This window comes from Chromobacterium sp. Rain0013 (assembly GCF_015291765.1).
Classification (GTDB): domain Bacteria; phylum Pseudomonadota; class Gammaproteobacteria; order Burkholderiales; family Chromobacteriaceae; genus Chromobacterium; species Chromobacterium haemolyticum.
This window is the reverse complement of record NZ_CP031514.1, coordinates 4071907-4087157: the sequence shown is the minus strand read 5'-3', so window position 1 is coordinate 4087157 and position 15251 is coordinate 4071907. Positions and strand designations below refer to the sequence as shown.

Here is a 15251-nt window from a genome sequence, read left to right as displayed (position 1 = left end):
CGGAGCCGAATACTATGCAATTTTCCGAACAATGGCTGAGAAGCTGGGTTAATCCGTCGCTGAGCACCGACGAACTGTCCTACCTGCTGACCATGGCGGGTTTGGAGGTGGAGGAAGTCAACGCCGCCGCGCCGGCCTTCAGCGGGGTGGTGGTGGCTGAAGTCAAGGAAGTGGCCAAGCATGAAAACGCCGACCGCCTGCGCGTGACCAAGGTGGACGTGGGGACGGGCGAACTGGTGCAGATCGTCTGCGGCGCGCCCAATGTCGCCGTGGGCCTGAAGGTGCCTTGCGCCTTGCCCGGCGCCGCTCTGCCCGGTGATTTCAAGATCAAGCCGACCAAAATGCGCGGCGTCGAATCCAACGGCATGCTGTGTTCCGGCAAGGAGCTTGGCGTGCCGGACGAGGCAGACGGCCTGCTGGTACTGCCGGCCGATGCGCCGACGGGACAGAGCATTCGCGACTACCTGGGCCTGGACGACCAGCTGTTCACGCTGAAAATCACCCCCAACCGAGCCGATTGTCTGTCCATTCGCGGCATCGCCCGCGAAGTGGCGGCGCTGACCGGCGCAGAACTCGCGGCGGTGGTCATTCCCGCCGTGGCGCCGGTCATCGACGATGCGCTGTCGGTGAGCATCGACGCTAAATCGGGTTGCGGTCGTTACCTGGGGCGCGTGCTCAAGGGCGTCAACGCCGCCGCCGCCACGCCGGAATGGATGCGTCGCCGTTTGGAGCGCGCGGGCCTGCGTTCGATTTCCGCCGTGGTCGACATCACCAACTATGTATTGCTGGAACAAGGTCAGCCCATGCACGCCTTCGACCTGGCCAAGCTGGACGGCGGCATCGTCGTGCGCATGGCCAAGGACGGCGAAGAACTGCTGTGCTTGAACGAAAAAACCGTCAAGCTCAATCCCGATTACATGGTGATCGCGGACCAGAGCAAAGCATTGGCCATCGCCGGCATCATGGGTGGCGAGCACAGCGGCGTGACCACCGGCAGCACGGACATCTTCCTGGAAAGCGCTTTCTTTGCTCCGGAAGCGATTGCCGGCAAAGCGCGCGAGCTGGGTTTCGGTTCGGATTCCTCTTTCCGTTACGAGCGCGGCGTGGACTTCCAGCTACAGCGCGATGCGATGGAGCGCGCCACCCGCCTGGTGTTGGACATCTGCGGGGGGCAACCGGGCCCGGTGGTGGACGCCGTGGCCGAGTTGCCGCGCCGCGGCGAGGTCAAGCTGCGCGTGTCGCGTTGCGCCAAGCTGTTGGGCGTGACGCTGAGCAGCGAACAGATCGGTGAAATTCTGGGCCGGCTGGGCTTGACTCACCGCCTGGACGGCGAGGTTTTTACCGTGGAGGCGCCGTCTTTCCGCTTCGACATCGCGATTGAGGAAGATTTGATTGAGGAGGTGGCGCGGGTTTACGGCTACGACGCGATTCCTGCAGACGCGCCGCGTTCCGGCATGCGCATGCTGGCGCAGCGGGAAGAGCTGCGGCCGCGCGATCAAATCCGCCATCTGCTGGCGGCCCGCGACTATCAGGAAATCGTCAGCTACGCCTTCGTCGACGAAGCCTGGGAGCGTGATTTCGCCGCCAACGAGCAGCCGGTGCGCCTGATCAATCCGATCGCCTCGCAGATGAGCGTGATGCGCTCCACCTTGATCGGCGGCTTGGTGGACGTATTGGTCGGCAACATCAACCGCAAGCAGCCGCGCGTGCGCGTGTTCGAAGTGGCGCGCGTATTCAAGAAATCCGCCGACTGGTTCGACCAGCCGGAAAAAGTGGCCGGCCTCGCCTGGGGGCCGCGCTTGCCCGAGCAGTGGGGGGTCAAGGCGGAGCGAGTCGACTTCTTCGATGTCAAAGCCGATGTCGAAGCCCTGCTGCATCCGCAGCAAGCCAGCTTCCGCAAGGCAGAGCACCCGGCCTTCCATCCGGGCCGCTGCGCCGAGGTGCTGGTGAATGGCCTGGCGGTGGGCGTGATTGGCGAACTGCATCCCAAGTGGGCGCAGCAATATGATTTGTCCAGCGCTCCGGTGTTGTTTGAATTGGATCTGGCCGCTGTGGAAGCTCGGCAGCCTATCAAGGCACAACCGGTGAGCAAGTTCCAGGCGGTGCGCCGCGATCTGGCGCTGGTGGTGGACGAGGCGGTGGAAACGGAGCAATTGCTGGCCTGCTTTGCCAAGCATGGCGCCGCCATTGTCAGCGAAGTGGCTTTGTTTGACGTTTATCGCGGCAAAGGCGTGGAAGAAGGCAAGAAGAGTCTGGCCTTCCGCGTGATGTTGCAGGACAATAGCCGCACGCTGACCGACGAAGATGTGGAGCCGGCGCTTAAAGCCCTGCTGGACGGCGTTGCCGCCGAGCTGGGCGCTCAGCTGCGCTGAGCCCAAGGCGTGGAGCCCGCCGGCTTGTCGGCGGGCTTTTGAATGATTAGAAATATTGATGTGTGAGAGGGTGACATGACTTTGACCAAGGCTGAGCTGGCCGACATGCTGTTTGATCAAGTGGGTCTGAACAAGCGTGAAGCCAAGGACATGGTTGAATCGTTTTTTGAAGAAATTCGCCAGGCCTTGGAGTCCGGAGATTCCGTCAAATTATCCGGTTTCGGTAATTTCCAGTTGCGCGACAAGCCGCAGCGTCCGGGTCGCAACCCCAAGACCGGGGAAGAGATTCCCATCACCGCGCGACGTGTGGTAACGTTCCATGCTAGTCAGAAACTCAAGGGAATGGTCGAGCAATTCCATGCCAACAAGCAAGGCTGATCTGCCGTCGATACCGTCCAAGCGTTACTTCACCATCAGCGAAGTGAGCGAGCTCACCGGCGTCAAGCCGCATGTGCTGCGCTATTGGGAGCAGGAGTTTTCCCAGCTGCGTCAGGTGAAGCGCCGTGGCAACCGCCGCTACTACCAACATCACGAAGTGTTATTGGTCAGACGCATTCGCGGTTTGTTATATGACGATGGTTTTACCATTCACGGAGCCCGCCAGCGATTGGGCGCGGACGGCCAGGAAGTGCGTCCGGCAACGGCCCAGGAGGTGAGAACCGAGTTGGAGGCGATTTTAGAATGGCTCGATTCAGGGCTTGGCAAAAATTAAAAAGCAGTTTAGAATACGTTTCTCTCGAGTCGGGGCGTAGCGCAGCCTGGTAGCGCACCTGCATGGGGTGCAGGGGGTCGGAAGTTCGAATCTTCTCGCCCCGACCAAAGAATTCCAAAAGTATCAAATATTTAAAGCTCTGCATTTGCAGAGCTTTTTTTATTTTCTCCTCCGAAATTTAGAAATTCCTCCAGTAACATCAAACTCGGCAGGTTGGGCGCAACGAATCGGCCTAACTCAGCCGGTCATTCCGTCTATATGTTTTTATCGCTTGAGGTGGAGCCGAACCATTTGTCTTGGCGCTTGCCGTATTTCAGTGGCCGTCGCGAATGCGCGCGGCGGCGTGTCGTCGACTTTATGTAAGGATTGCCATGTTGCATGTAGTTGCCGTGATTACCGCCAAACCGGGGCAGCGCGCCGTAATCTTGCAAGAGCTGAATGCGATCGTGCCCCTGGTGCGCGAGGAAGAGGGTTGCATTGAATACGGCCCGGCTCTGGACCATGCGGATTCTCCGCAGCCGTTTGGGGCGGACAGTTTGGTGGTAATGGAAAAATGGGCAAGCAAGGCCGCGCTGGATCGGCATCTGGACGCGCCGGCGCTGCGGGGCTTCACCGCCGCGACCGAGGGCGCGGTGGCCGGACTGTCCGTGCATGTGTTGAACCCGGTCTAGACCGGCCGACCCGCGTTCAGCCGGCTTTGCCGGCTATTTTTTTGGGCAGGGCGCGGCTAGCGGCGCTTCTATGGGCAGCCGTTGCAACTCTCCGTTAAAAAAGCTGCGCTCGCTGCGGCGCAAGCAGGGAAGCAAGGCTTGGAGGCGGGAGAGCGCGTCGGCGGCTTCCCGTCCGGCCCCCTGCTCATGCAGCAGAAACCATGCGGCCTCCAGCAATAGATTGGCTTGTTGCAAGGGCGGGAAGGCGGCGTTGCCGGCTATCTGCTCGTCCAGAGCAAGGACCGCCGCCGAGGACCAGCGGCTAAAGCCCTTGGCTGGGGACAAGGAGGCGTGCAAGGGATGCAGGGCGGCGATGGCGGTTTCCAGCGCCAGCGGCTGTTGTGCGCGGAAAGCGGCCAAGCTGCGCGAGCGCGGCGGCGGACAGTTGCCGCGTGCGATGCGCAGGATGAAGATCAGGTTCCAGGCGGAGCCGCTGCCGTAGCCGAAACGGTCGCAAATCCATTCGGATAGGCCAAGCCAGCGCATTGCTTGCAGTTGCACCGCGCTCACCTGCTGTTCTCGTTCCGGGTCGATCAAACCTTGCTGCCAGAACAGCCACAAGCACCAACCGATATTGGCGGCCACATGTTGGGCGGCGTCGATCGAATCCGCCTCGTAAGCCGCCTCCAGCGCGCCGCTCAGCGCTTGCAGAGCCGCGCCGGCCTGGCCTTGCTGGCGCGCTATGCCCGCGCCGCTGGTGGCGGCGTGCTTGTGCAACAGCGCCATCAGATTCAGACATTCGAAGCGTACCCGCGGGTTGTAGCGGAATACCGGTTGCAGCTCCGGCGAGGTTTGCAGATGCTCCAGCATGGTCTGAGCCGCTTCGGCATCGCCATGGGTGTAGCGTTCCCAGGCTCTGACGATGCAAGCCATGGCGGCGAAAGTAGGGTGGGCGTGATGCACGCTGCCGGCGTCCAGCACTCGGTCCAGCCGTTTCAGCGCGCTGCGGCTGCCGTCCAACTGGGCGCTGCGGCGCCAGGCCAGGCTTTCCTTCATCAAAGCCAGCGCCTGTTGAAAATCGTCGTCGGCGAACTGGCGCGCAACGTGGAAGGATTCCGCTACCTGACGGCTGGGGCGGCGTCCGAAACCGTCGTATTCATCGCGGATCGCTTGCGCCATCTGCTGCCAGAAGCGCATGTCGCGCATCAGGTTGGACAGATCGCCGGCCGGGTTTTCCGGCCGCTCCCTGCGCAGGCCCAGAAAGTGTTCCAGCCAATCCCGCTCCACCTCTACGCCGCCGGCGCTGAAACGCAGTCGCGAGGCCATGTCGGCCGTCAGCCAGAATGGACCGCGGCTGCGCCCGTTCAACGGCAGGGTGGAGATGGGCTGGCCGTGAGCGGCTCCCCAGCCCGCTTGCACACCCCAACGCGCGAAATCGGCGAAAGCGCGCGAGATCAGCATGCGAATATTGTTTTGGCCAGGGAAGCCGAGCCGCAAGGCGGCGGCGGACACCGAGCCGTCGCCAAAATGGTGGGCATGCCAGAGACGGGCCAACAGCCAAACGGACTGACCGCGGGCGGCTTCGCCCTGGACTCGGTAGGGCGCGGATAACTCGATTTCGATGATGTCGGGCGTTTCGATCATGGTGGCTGGGTCGCTTGCGGATTGGCGGAACAGAGCGCCGGTAGGGGCTGAGGCTGGCGTTTGTCGCGGAAGGAATGATTCTACCGCTCCGCATTGGTGTTTTGATCGCGCCGGATACTCGTTGGCTTCGGCCCGACGGCGTCACGCGGTTCACCAAAGCTTGTCGATGTCCCCCGGGTAGAGCGCAATCTCGCAATGCTCGAAGCGCGCGGCCATTTGCTTGGCCTTGTCGCTGAAAAAGCTGGCCATCGTCGCTTTGTCGAATTGGCTGCTGGGAAACGGCGAGGCCGGCGTGCCGCCGATCAAGACGGCGCCAGGCAGTTCGCTCCAGCCGCAACTTTGGTAAAAGCGCCGCAGGGGACGGTCGCAAGTGAAGATGCCGAGATCTGCGCCGTTGGCTTGCATGGTTTCGCGAGCGGAGGCGGCCAGCAATCGCCCCAAGCCGCGGCTGCGATCCTCGGGCTGAGTGACCATGCAGCTGATGCCGCTGGCCTGGAAGTCCTCGCCCGCATGGCTTAGCTGCTTGCTGAGGATGTCCAGCGCCGACAGCACCCGACGGTTCTCCACCAGCAACAGCGACAGCGGCCGTAGTGCGGGATCGTGGATGGGGTCGGGGCGGGTTGGCGGTTCGCCAGGCCAGGCCAGGTTTTGCAGCTCGAGAACTTGCATGCGTAGTTCGGCGGGCACTTCCGCTTCGGGAAAAATCAGAATTTCCATAAGCTGGTTCTTCTCGCAATGGACGGGTATGGTCGACCTTCATGATAACAGCGTTGGCGACACGGCCGAGCCTAAGAACCTGTTTACGATCTCGCCCTTGCTCGCGATATCGTAAACAGGTTCTTAGCCGGTTGGCCGCAACAAGGAGAGCGCATGTCCTCACTGACTCAAGCCTGTCTATGGCTGGATCAAAGCCCCGCCGAGCCGCATTGGCCGCCGTTGACGCAATCGGCGCACTGCGATGTGGCGGTAATCGGCGGCGGCTATACCGGCCTTTGGACGGCTTACTACCTCAAGCGCATGGCGCCGAAGCTGGATGTGGCGGTGCTGGAAGCCGAAACTTGCGGCTATGGCGCGTCTGGGCGCAACGGAGGCTGGCTGATCGGAGGGCTGGCCAATCAGGATGCCCATTTGCTCAGGCTGGACGGCGAGCGGCGTGAACAAGCGCGGCGGCGGTTGTTCGGCATTGTCGACGAGGTGGCCGAGATCTTGGCGCGGGAGGGCATCGATTGCGACTTTGCCCATGGCGGGGTGTTGTACGCGGCGGCGCGCTATCCGGAGCAGGAGGCAATGGGACGGAACTGGCTGCGGGAGTTGCGACGGGCGGGGCACGGCGAAGCCGACTTTCGATGGCTGGACCGCAAAGAGGCACAAGAGCAGTTGGGTGCGCGCGATGTGCGCGGCGGGGTGTTCTCGCCGCATTGCGCGGTGATTCAGCCGGCCAGGCTGGCGCAAGGCCTTGCGCGGGCCGCGGCGCGGCTGGGGGTGCGGATTCATGAGCGCAGCCCGGTGCGCCGGCTCGCTCCGGGCGTGGCGGGGTTGGACGGCTGCGAGTTGCGCGCCGACGTCATCGTGCCGGCGCTGGAAGGCGCGGCCGGGCAGTTTTCCCGCTTGGCGCGTTGTCTGCTGCCGGTGCAGAGCCTGCTGTTGGCCACTGAGCCGTTGTCGTCTGCTCAATGGGATGAGATTGGCCTGGCTGATCGTCAGGCTTTCGGCGATTTGAGCCGGATGGTGACTTACGGGCAACGCAGCGCGGACGGCCGCCTGGTGTTTGGCGCGCGCGGGGGCTACCGGCTGGGCGGCCGTGAACGATGGAACTTTGATCCGGGCAGCGATGAGTTCGCTTGGCGCGAGCGTCTGCTGCGTCAATTGTTGCCGGCGCTGGGCGCTACGGAGGTTGAGTACCGCTGGGGCGGCACCTTGGGCGTGGCGCGCGCTTTCACGCCCTATGCGCTGTATGACCGGCGGGCCGGCATCGCCATGGCCGGCGGTTACGGCGGCGAGGGCGTGGGGGCGTCTAACTTGATGGGGCGCACGCTGGCGGAATTGATCCTGGAGCGAGACGGCGATTTGACCTCCATGCCCTGGGCCATGTCTGAAGGGCGTTTGGAGCAGGTGCGCCGTTGGGCTCCGGAACCGGCTCCATGGCTTGGCTATCATCTGGTGCGCAGCGCCTACGCGCTGGAGGAGAGGCTGTGCGCTGGAGGCTCCGCGCCCGCATGGGCTCGGCGGAGCGCGGGCAAGTTGGCCGCGGCGCTGGAGTCGCTGCTGGCTTGAAGGCGGGCATGCGATATGGCCGCCGCTCATGTCGCGACGCACTTCTTGTGGTCTCGCCCTTGCTAGCGAGATCGTGAACTGGCTCTCAGGGTGGGTTGTTGATCGAGGCGTTGGCTGGGCTGTTCAGTGGCTTCAAGAGCCTGAGTTTTCGCTGAAGGCGCCCGCGGACCAGCCCAATAACTGGGTTGGCGTGTGGCCGAAGGCCTGGCGGAAGGCGGCGATGAAGGCGCTTGGGCTGTCGTAGCCGCAGCGCCAGGCCGCGACGCCGACGGCTTGGCCGGCCGATAAATATTCCAGGGACTTCAATAGCCGCAACCGGCGGCGCCAGGCCTGGAAGCTGAGCCCGGTTTGTTCTGGAAACAGGCGGCTCAGGCTGCGCCCGCTGAGGCCGGCCCATTGCGCCCAGTCGTCGCGCGAGCGGGGGTCATCGGGCGCTTCCGTCAAGGCGTCGGCGACGCGGCGCGCGCGCCGGTCTTGCGGCAGCGGCAGGCTCAGGCTCAAGCTCAAGGATGGACATTGCTCCAATTCGTCCAGCAAGACCTCCAGCAACCGCTGTTCTCTGGGAAGAGGCGGAACGGCGAAGTCCAGCGCGCGCCGCATGATGGCGGGGAGCAGCGCATCGCAGGCGATGGCTTGCGCGTAGGCGGGAAGCCGGTCGTAGGCCGCTGCGGCAAGGCGGAGGCTGATGCCGTCTATCAGGCCGTGACGATGCGAGGCGTGGCGCACGCCGGGAGGAATCCAGACCAAGTGGCCGGGCGGCAGCCAGAGCCGGCCGTCGTCGGTGGCGATGCTTAGCACGCCGTGGCGCAGCAAGCTCAGCTGGCCGCTGTCATGGCTGTGCCAGGCGTCGGGGTCGGCGGCGTGGTGATGGATGCGGTTGGCGGCGATCAGCATGGTCTTGGCCTGTTTGAGCTATCCGTTGGCATTATAGCGATAACGCGCCGCCGCCGCGGGGCGTGATACTGGCCACGGTGGCGGCGAGGCATGGGCCGCGTCGCCCTTTATCGACATCTGTCCCTACTAAGAGCGGCTAGCAAAACCCCTGATGCTGCGTTGTCCGGACTTGCCGTACTCAATGTACTGTCTGCGTCGGCGCGCTTTGCCTCAGCCGTGAAACTGAGTTTTGTTAGCCACTCTAAGAATGTGTTTACGACCCAGCGAGACAAGGCGAAAACGGCTGAGAAAGCGGAATGTACAGGTGGTGCATGAGCATTTTGAATGCTGGTTTCAACGCCGCATCGTCTACGCGAGGCAGATCGTAAACCGGTACTAAGGAGCAAAACCATGCAAGACACCGCGATCACTGTGGTGAGGGAACTATTCGAATGCGCATTGCTGAGCCCGGAACTAGACGAAAGCCGCTTGGCCCGACTGGTGCATCCGGACTACCGGCAGCAGGCGGACGGCCGCAATCTGGATTACCCCGCTTTCGTCAGGCATTTGCGCCATTTGAAGCGGGAGTGCAGCCGGGTCGGCCTTGAAATCCTGAGCTGGGCGGAGCAGGGAGAGCGGCTGTTCACCCGTCATTTGGTTACCGCGGACAAGCGGGCCGGCGGTCAGGTACGGATGCTGGTCATCGCCGAGTTCCGTGTACGCGACGGCATGGTGCGCGCCTGCGATGAACTAACCCATATGCTGGGCGGGGCGGCAGAGGATAGAGATCTGGGTTCTCGTTGCTGACGACAGATTGGGCCGGGTTTATGACGGCTTGGCCCATTGCGAAGCGTATCATCGATATTCAATGTGACTTGGCCGCATGACTTTATAATCAGGCGTTGGCGTCCCTTGAATATCAGCCACATTGTTTTGAATGCAATATCGCTCCGCTCATCTATTTTCAATGAGATTAATCTTGGAGCAAATGACGGTGTGGCGGTTTATCGGCGAGGATAAAAAAATGGACCCGACGGGTCCATTTCGATATGGCGGCGATTGAATCAGGCTTCCGGAACGTTCAGCGAGTTGATGCTGAAGCCGGCGTCGACATAAGTGATTTCGCCGGTAATGCCGGAGGACAGATTGGACAACAGGAAAGCGGCGGTATTGCCCACTTCCTCGGTGGTGACGTTACGGCGCAGACAGGACTGTCCGGCAGCCATGGCCAGCAGTTTGGAGAAGCCGGAAATGCCGGCGGCGGCCAGGGTCTTGATCGGGCCCGCGGAAATGCCGTTGACGCGGATGCCGTCCTTGCCCAGGCTGGCGGCCATGAAGCGCACCGAAGCTTCCAGGCTGGCTTTGGCCAGGCCCATCACGTTGTAATTCGGGATGGCTCGCACCGCGCCCAAGTAGGACAGGGTCAGCAGAGCGGCGTTGCGGCCTTGCATCATCGGGCGCGCGGCCTTGGCCAGCGCCGGGAAACTATAGGCGGACACGTCGTGCGCGGTCTGGAAGGCTTCGCGGCTCAGCGCATCCAAAAAGTCGCCTTCCAGCGATTCGCGCGGGGCAAAGGCGATGGCGTGCACCAAACCGTCCAGACCGTCCCATTCCTTGCCGAGATCAGCGAACAATTTATTGATTTCTTCGTCATTCTGCACGTCGCAGCGGAAAACCAGCTTGGAACCGAAATCCGCGGCCATTTCGCGCACTCGGTCTTCCAGCTTGTCCACCACATAGGTGAACGCCAGTTCCGCGCCTTCGCGATGACAGGCCTGGGCAATGCCGTAAGCGATGGAGCGGTTGGAGATCATGCCGGTAATCAGAATCTTTTTGCCTTGCAGAAAGCCCATTTGGAGTCCTTCTCGGAATAAACAGCTGCGCATTATACCGAAGCCTGGAGGTTTCAGCAGCGGCATTGTCGGCCAGGCCAAGTGGTTCCAGGTGGTATATAAGGGAAGAGTGAAGCGCGAACCCGGCGGCGCGCTCCGGATTTCCGGTTGCTCCGGCACTCCGCGCTTGCTACCATCACACATCAATTGCAGTAGATGCACCACCAAAATATTTAGCGAGGAAACCATGAGCGATCTCATCCACCACGTAAGCGATGACAGTTTCGATACCGATGTTCTGAAAGCCGACCTGCCGGTGCTGGTCGATTACTGGGCCGAGTGGTGTGGTCCGTGCAAGATGATCGCTCCCATCCTGGACGAAGTGGCCAAGGAATACGAAGGCCGCCTGAAAGTAGTCAAGCTGAACATCGACCAAAACGAACTGACGCCGCCGAAATTCGGCATTCGCGGCATCCCGACGCTGATGATTTTCAAAGACGGCCAGGTTGCCGCCACCAAGGTGGGCGCGCTGGCCAAGAGCCAGTTGACCGCCTTCATTGACAGCCAACTGTAAAGCGTCTATTCTCCAGCAAAATCTCAAAACGGGTAGCGATTGACGCGTTGCCCGTTCCATTTTTACGCCACCCTCCGAATTCAGCGTTCCGCTAAATCGTTACCGAGTCGACCTACGGCTGCTATGCACTTATCTGATCTAAAACATCTTCATGTTTCCGAGCTCGTTGAAATGGCCATTTCCAACGAGATCGACGGGGCCAATCGACTGCGCAAGCAGGACTTGATTTTCGCCTTGCTGAAAAACCAGGCCAAAAAAGGCGAGAGCATTTTCGGCGAAGGTACCCTGGAAGTGCTGCCGGACGGTTTTGGTTTCCTGCGCAGCCCAGACACCTCCTATCTGGCCGGCCCGGACGACATCTATGTCAGCCCGTCGCAGATTCGTCGCTTCAACCTGCATACCGGCGATTCGATCGAAGGCGAGATCCGCACTCCGAAGGACGGCGAGCGCTATTTCGCGCTGGTCAAGGTGGACAAGGTCAACGGCGAAGCGCCGGAAAACTCCAAGCATAAGATTCTGTTCGAGAATCTGACGCCGCTGTTTCCCACCGAGCAATTCAAGCTGGAGCGCGACATCCGCGCCGAAGAGAACATTACTGGCCGCATCATTGATCTGATCTCGCCGATCGGCAAGGGTCAGCGCGGCCTGCTGGTGGCCCCGCCGAAGTCTGGCAAGACCGTGATGCTGCAGCACATCGCTCACGCCATCACCGCCAACCATCCGGAAGCGGTGCTGATCGTGCTGTTGATCGACGAGCGTCCGGAAGAAGTGACCGAGATGCAGCGTTCGGTCAAGGGCGAGGTGGTGTCTTCCACCTTCGACGAGCCCGCCACCCGCCACGTGCAAGTGGCCGAGATGGTGATCGAGAAGGCCAAGCGCCTGGTGGAGCACAAGAAGGACGTGGTGATTCTGCTGGATTCCATTACCCGCCTGGCTCGCGCCTACAACACCGTAGTGCCGGCTTCCGGCAAGGTGCTGACCGGCGGCGTGGACGCCAACGCGCTGCAGCGCCCCAAGCGTTTCTTCGGCGCTGCGCGTAATGTGGAAGAGGGCGGCAGCCTGACCATCATCGCCACCGCGCTGATCGATACCGGCAGCCGCATGGACGATGTGATCTACGAAGAATTCAAGGGCACCGGCAACAGCGAAATCCATCTGGAGCGCCGCATGGCGGAGAAGCGCATTTTCCCGGCGCTGAACATCAACCGCTCAGGCACTCGCCGCGAAGAACTGCTGATTCCGCAGGATCAGTTGCAGCGGATCTGGGTGCTGCGCAAGTTGCTCTACCCGATGGACGATCTGGAAGCGATGGAATTCCTGCAGGACAAGATCAAGGCCACCAAGTCGAACCAGCAGTTCTTCGACTCGATGCGCCGCTAAGAGCCTGTTCAAAATCTAGCGAGCAAGAGCGAGACAAGGCGAAAACCGCTGAGAAAGCGGAATGGTCAAGTGGTACATGAGCATTTCGAAGCGGTACTCACCGTGGGGCGTATCAAGAAGCGCAGCAGATGATGAACAGACTCTAAGAGTGTTTCAAGCAGAAATGCTCAGCCATGTGCCAGGCTCGCCGCCTGGCATTTTTTTTGCCCGCGTCCGCCGGCGCCGTTCAGGTGCTTGGCGCGCGGGTTTTTTGTTAATAGCCATGGCGGCGCCGACAGAGAGGTCGTGATTTGGCCTAAGATGGAGCAAGGATGCCGCTGGCGTGTTGGCCCGGCGAGTGGATGACGGCAGGGGACAATAATATGTGGTCGATGGAGGCGGGAGAAGCGGCCGACTGGATCGCCGGTCGGCTTTCGGCTTATGACTTTACCGGCAGGGTGGGCGATTTCAGTTTCCGGCAGGCCGATGGCGGGCTGCGGCCGGCGGCGGTGCTGGTACCGCTGGTGTGGCATAGCGAGGGGCCGACGGTGTTGTTGACCCGGCGCGCTGAAAATCTGCCGGCGCATGCCGGCCAGGTCAGCTTTCCGGGCGGCAAGCTGGAGCGGGACGACGGTTCCGCCGAGCGCGCCGCGCTGCGCGAAACGCGAGAGGAGACCGGGCTGGCGGAGAGCCATGTCCGGCTGCTGGGACGTTTGCCGGACTATGTGACGATTACCGGCTTTGTGGTGACGCCGGTGGTGGGATTGGTGCTGCCGCCGTTCGAGCTCAGCCCGGAACCGGGAGAGGTGGCGGAGGTGTTCGAGGCGCCGCTGCCGCTTTTGATGGATACCGGGGCCTATCAGCGCCACAGCCATCAGGGGGACGACGGCCAGCTGCGAGCTTATCTGTCGCTGGACTGGCAGAGCCACCGCATCTGGGGCGCCACCGCGGCGATGCTGTGGCTGCTGTCCGACGCCTTGGGCGTGGCGGGGCAGGATGGGCCGCCGTTCAGGTCATGTCCAGATCATTGAACAGAATGTTGCGGCCGGCGACCTTGGCTTCGTAAAGCAGGCGGTCGGCGCGCGCCAGCATCAGTTCCGGCGTGTCGTGAGGCCTCCAGTCGGTTAATCCGCCGCTGAAGGTCACGCTCTGATCCACCAGCGGGAAGCGTGTCTGACTCAACACCACTTGCACCCGTTCCATCACTTTTTGCGCGTCGCGCAGCCGGGTGCAGGGGAAAATCACTAGAAATTCCTCACCGCCCACCCGGGCGCTGATGTCGGTGTTGCGCGTGGTGTCGGTCAGCGCGTTGGCCACGGCCACCAGCACATTGTCGCCGGCCTGATGGCCATGCCGATCGTTGAATTGCTTGAAGTGATCAATGTCGAATACCGCGATGGTCAATGACTGTCCATAGCGTTCGCAGCGGCTGATTTCGTCTTTCAGCATCATGTCGGCGTAGCGCCGATTGTATAGATGGGTCAGCGGGTCGGTGGCCGCCATTTCGCTCAGCTGCTGGTTGCTTTCCTGTAATTGCTCTTCCAGCTGTTTGCGGCTGGAGATGTCGTAGAGCGCCACTAAGGTGGACGGCGGGGTGCGCTCGCCCAAGGGACGCAGGGAGACAATGACCCAGAGCCGGCTGTGGTCCTCCAGTTCCAGCTCCATTTCCTGACTCTCGATTTCCTGGCCGGCTTCCAGCCACTGTTCCAGCGGCTGCAGCCGAAAAGGCAGGTTGAGAATGTCCGAATCTTCCTTGGTCCCTGGCGCGCGCGGCGGCAACTGAAGCATGGCTCGCGCCAGCGCGTTGGCGCGCTGAATGCGGCGTGTTTTGGGATTGACCAACAGCAGCGCCAGCGGCGCGGTGTCCAGAATCAGCTTGGCTTCTTCCTCGCTTTGCCGGATCAGGTCCGTGCTACGGCTCAGCAGCGTGTGCTGACGCAGATTGGACAGATAATTGCGCAAGGCCAGCAGCGTCATGCCGGCGATGAACAGCCAGCCCAGCAGCGCCAGCGTCGCCTTTTCCTGCACGGAGCGGGTGAAATCCTTGCGGGCGATGCCCACCGCCACTTGAAACGGGTAGCGTCCCGTCTGGCTTTGGCTGTACAAGCGGGTGACGCCGTCGATATTGGACGGCGCGCTGAATTGCGCCTGATTGCCGTCGCGGCTGAGCAGTTTGGCCGGCTGGAGCGGCCGGAACTGCCGTTCCAGCCCCTTGGGCGGTTTGGGCCAGCGCGCCACCATCAGCTGGCGTTGATCCAGCACCAGGATTTCCCCGTGTTCACCCACGGTGACGCGAGAGACTTCATCCTGGAAAAAATTGTTGGCGATGACGCCGGCGGCCATGCCTATGACATTGCCGCTGTCGTCGCGCAGCTTGCTGGCCAGAACGATGCCGTGTTGCTCGGGGTTGTGTTGGGCGGCGGTGTAACTGTTTTCCGGGTCTTCGTTTCTATGCAGCCAGCGGCAGAATTCATTGTGCGGCTGCCGCACGATGGCGGCCTGGCGGCTGGTGAAGATGGCCTGACAGGCGCTGTCTATGATTTCGATTCGGCTCAGATAGGGCGCCAGCTGCAGTTGCTGTTGCAGCTGTTGATACAGTTTTTGTTGTCCGTCTTCACTGCTTTTGCCGGTGTGCAGCAGGGTTTGGACTTGCGGCAGTTGACTCGTGTTTTGCAGGATCAGCCCGGCTTCGCTGACGCCGGCGGCCAGCCGCTCGGCCAGCAATTGACTGAGGCCGTTAGCCTGTCGCAGCGCGTTTTCCTCTTCCTGTTGGTAGGTGTTGAGCAGTTCCAGAGCCACCAACGCCAGAGTCGCTAGCAGGAAGAAAATGGAGCCCCAGATCGCATAGCGTGCCGGGCGTTTGTTCCGTTTGCGGAGGTTGAAGTCCATGACGCTCGTTATTGGGGGTTATGAACCAGTTATAGCGCTAGGCGGCGAAGTATGACAGGAACCCGCCACCAG

The 15251-nt window shown here is 61.7% G+C and carries 14 protein-coding genes and 1 tRNA gene; 10 read left to right on the top strand and 5 right to left on the bottom strand.

From position 1 onward, the window contains the following. The first annotated feature begins 14 nt into the window (after positions 1 to 14). From pheT to DXT74_RS18560, 5 genes are all read left to right on the top strand, one after another. Entirely contained in the window at positions 15 to 2372 is a 2358-nt protein-coding gene (gene pheT / locus DXT74_RS18580; protein ID WP_194426726.1) for a phenylalanine--tRNA ligase subunit beta, read from the top strand. Positions 2373 to 2447: 75 nt separating this feature from the next. Continuing rightward, entirely contained in the window at positions 2448 to 2750 is a 303-nt protein-coding gene (locus tag DXT74_RS18575; RefSeq protein ID WP_019103243.1) for an integration host factor subunit alpha, read from the top strand. After that, the gene (locus DXT74_RS18570; protein ID WP_019103244.1) at positions 2731 to 3084 is read left to right on the top strand and encodes a MerR family transcriptional regulator; all 354 of its coding nucleotides are present in this window, start codon (positions 2731 to 2733) and stop codon (positions 3082 to 3084) included. Before DXT74_RS18575 ends, DXT74_RS18570 begins: the two co-directional genes overlap by 20 nt. Positions 3085 to 3114: 30 nt before the next feature. Beyond that, a tRNA-Pro gene (locus tag DXT74_RS18565) sits at positions 3115 to 3191 on the top strand. A 264-nt stretch (positions 3192 to 3455) separates the two neighbouring features. Then, on the top strand, positions 3456 to 3755 hold the full coding sequence (locus tag DXT74_RS18560) for a putative quinol monooxygenase (RefSeq protein WP_194426725.1): 300 nt from the start codon (positions 3456 to 3458) through the stop codon (positions 3753 to 3755). A gap of 33 nt (positions 3756 to 3788) precedes the next feature. On the opposite strand, the gene DXT74_RS18555 is transcribed toward DXT74_RS18560, so the two are convergent. Together DXT74_RS18555 and DXT74_RS18550 are read right to left on the bottom strand one after the other, a co-directional pair. Beyond that, a complete protein-coding gene (locus tag DXT74_RS18555) occupies positions 3789 to 5378 on the bottom strand; it encodes a hypothetical protein (RefSeq protein WP_194426724.1) in 1590 nt (529 codons plus the stop codon). A 150-nt stretch (positions 5379 to 5528) separates the two neighbouring features. Then, positions 5529 to 6095 (bottom strand): GNAT family N-acetyltransferase, encoded by a 567-nt coding sequence (locus DXT74_RS18550; RefSeq protein ID WP_194426723.1) that lies wholly within the window; start codon positions 6093 to 6095, stop codon positions 5529 to 5531. 153 nt (positions 6096 to 6248) lie between these two features. Here DXT74_RS18550 and DXT74_RS18545 point away from each other — a divergent pair, with 153 nt between their 5' ends. Beyond that, entirely contained in the window at positions 6249 to 7652 is a 1404-nt protein-coding gene (locus tag DXT74_RS18545; protein ID WP_194426722.1) for an FAD-binding oxidoreductase, read from the top strand. Between the two features lie 132 nt (positions 7653 to 7784). On the opposite strand, the gene DXT74_RS18540 is transcribed toward DXT74_RS18545, so the two are convergent. Then, the gene (locus DXT74_RS18540) at positions 7785 to 8546 is read right to left on the bottom strand and encodes a helix-turn-helix transcriptional regulator (RefSeq protein ID WP_194426721.1); all 762 of its coding nucleotides are present in this window, start codon (positions 8544 to 8546) and stop codon (positions 7785 to 7787) included. 390 nt (positions 8547 to 8936) lie between these two features. On the opposite strand from DXT74_RS18540, the gene DXT74_RS18535 reads away from it, so the two are divergent. After that, positions 8937 to 9332 (top strand): nuclear transport factor 2 family protein, encoded by a 396-nt coding sequence (locus tag DXT74_RS18535; protein ID WP_194426720.1) that lies wholly within the window; start codon positions 8937 to 8939, stop codon positions 9330 to 9332. 257 nt (positions 9333 to 9589) lie between these two features. On the opposite strand, the gene fabI is transcribed toward DXT74_RS18535, so the two are convergent. After that, a complete protein-coding gene (gene fabI, locus DXT74_RS18530) occupies positions 9590 to 10378 on the bottom strand; it encodes an enoyl-ACP reductase FabI (RefSeq protein ID WP_043591772.1) in 789 nt (262 codons plus the stop codon). Positions 10379 to 10604: 226 nt separating this feature from the next. Between fabI and trxA the strand changes: the two genes are divergently transcribed. The 3 genes from trxA to DXT74_RS18515 all read left to right on the top strand — a co-directional run bounded on the left by trxA (position 10605) and on the right by DXT74_RS18515 (position 13321). Continuing rightward, positions 10605 to 10931: a thioredoxin TrxA gene (gene trxA, locus DXT74_RS18525; protein ID WP_039755088.1), complete on the top strand. Its 327-nt coding sequence runs from the start codon at positions 10605 to 10607 to the stop codon at positions 10929 to 10931. A 123-nt stretch (positions 10932 to 11054) separates the two neighbouring features. Beyond that, positions 11055 to 12311: a transcription termination factor Rho gene (gene rho / locus DXT74_RS18520; protein WP_043591613.1), complete on the top strand. Its 1257-nt coding sequence runs from the start codon at positions 11055 to 11057 to the stop codon at positions 12309 to 12311. A gap of 311 nt (positions 12312 to 12622) precedes the next feature. Next, the gene (locus DXT74_RS18515; RefSeq protein ID WP_231138222.1) at positions 12623 to 13321 is read left to right on the top strand and encodes a CoA pyrophosphatase; all 699 of its coding nucleotides are present in this window, start codon (positions 12623 to 12625) and stop codon (positions 13319 to 13321) included. On the opposite strand, the gene DXT74_RS18510 is transcribed toward DXT74_RS18515, so the two are convergent. Further along, positions 13299 to 15179: a GGDEF domain-containing protein gene (locus tag DXT74_RS18510; protein ID WP_019104548.1), complete on the bottom strand. Its 1881-nt coding sequence runs from the start codon at positions 15177 to 15179 to the stop codon at positions 13299 to 13301. The genes DXT74_RS18515 and DXT74_RS18510 overlap by 23 nt on opposite strands. Between the last annotated feature and the right edge of the window lie 72 nt (positions 15180 to 15251).

What these genes read in the sequence shown, in the direction of transcription:
- DXT74_RS18515 (WP_231138222.1), top strand. Translation starts at nt 12,623, where the DNA reads ATGCCGCTGGCGTGTTGGCCCGGCGAGTGGATGACGGCAGGGGACAAT.
- pheT (WP_194426726.1), top strand. Translation starts at nt 15, where the DNA reads ATGCAATTTTCCGAACAATGGCTGAGAAGCTGGGTTAATCCGTCGCTG.
- DXT74_RS18540 (WP_194426721.1), bottom strand. Translation starts at nt 8,546, where the DNA reads ATGCTGATCGCCGCCAACCGCATCCATCACCACGCCGCCGACCCCGAC.
- DXT74_RS18510 (WP_019104548.1), bottom strand. Translation starts at nt 15,179, where the DNA reads ATGGACTTCAACCTCCGCAAACGGAACAAACGCCCGGCACGCTATGCG.
- DXT74_RS18535 (WP_194426720.1), top strand. Translation starts at nt 8,937, where the DNA reads ATGCAAGACACCGCGATCACTGTGGTGAGGGAACTATTCGAATGCGCA.
- trxA (WP_039755088.1), top strand. Translation starts at nt 10,605, where the DNA reads ATGAGCGATCTCATCCACCACGTAAGCGATGACAGTTTCGATACCGAT.
- rho (WP_043591613.1), top strand. Translation starts at nt 11,055, where the DNA reads ATGCACTTATCTGATCTAAAACATCTTCATGTTTCCGAGCTCGTTGAA.
- fabI (WP_043591772.1), bottom strand. Translation starts at nt 10,378, where the DNA reads ATGGGCTTTCTGCAAGGCAAAAAGATTCTGATTACCGGCATGATCTCC.
- DXT74_RS18545 (WP_194426722.1), top strand. Translation starts at nt 6,249, where the DNA reads ATGTCCTCACTGACTCAAGCCTGTCTATGGCTGGATCAAAGCCCCGCC.
- DXT74_RS18570 (WP_019103244.1), top strand. Translation starts at nt 2,731, where the DNA reads ATGCCAACAAGCAAGGCTGATCTGCCGTCGATACCGTCCAAGCGTTAC.
- DXT74_RS18550 (WP_194426723.1), bottom strand. Translation starts at nt 6,095, where the DNA reads ATGGAAATTCTGATTTTTCCCGAAGCGGAAGTGCCCGCCGAACTACGC.
- DXT74_RS18560 (WP_194426725.1), top strand. Translation starts at nt 3,456, where the DNA reads ATGTTGCATGTAGTTGCCGTGATTACCGCCAAACCGGGGCAGCGCGCC.
- DXT74_RS18555 (WP_194426724.1), bottom strand. Translation starts at nt 5,378, where the DNA reads ATGATCGAAACGCCCGACATCATCGAAATCGAGTTATCCGCGCCCTAC.
- DXT74_RS18575 (WP_019103243.1), top strand. Translation starts at nt 2,448, where the DNA reads ATGACTTTGACCAAGGCTGAGCTGGCCGACATGCTGTTTGATCAAGTG.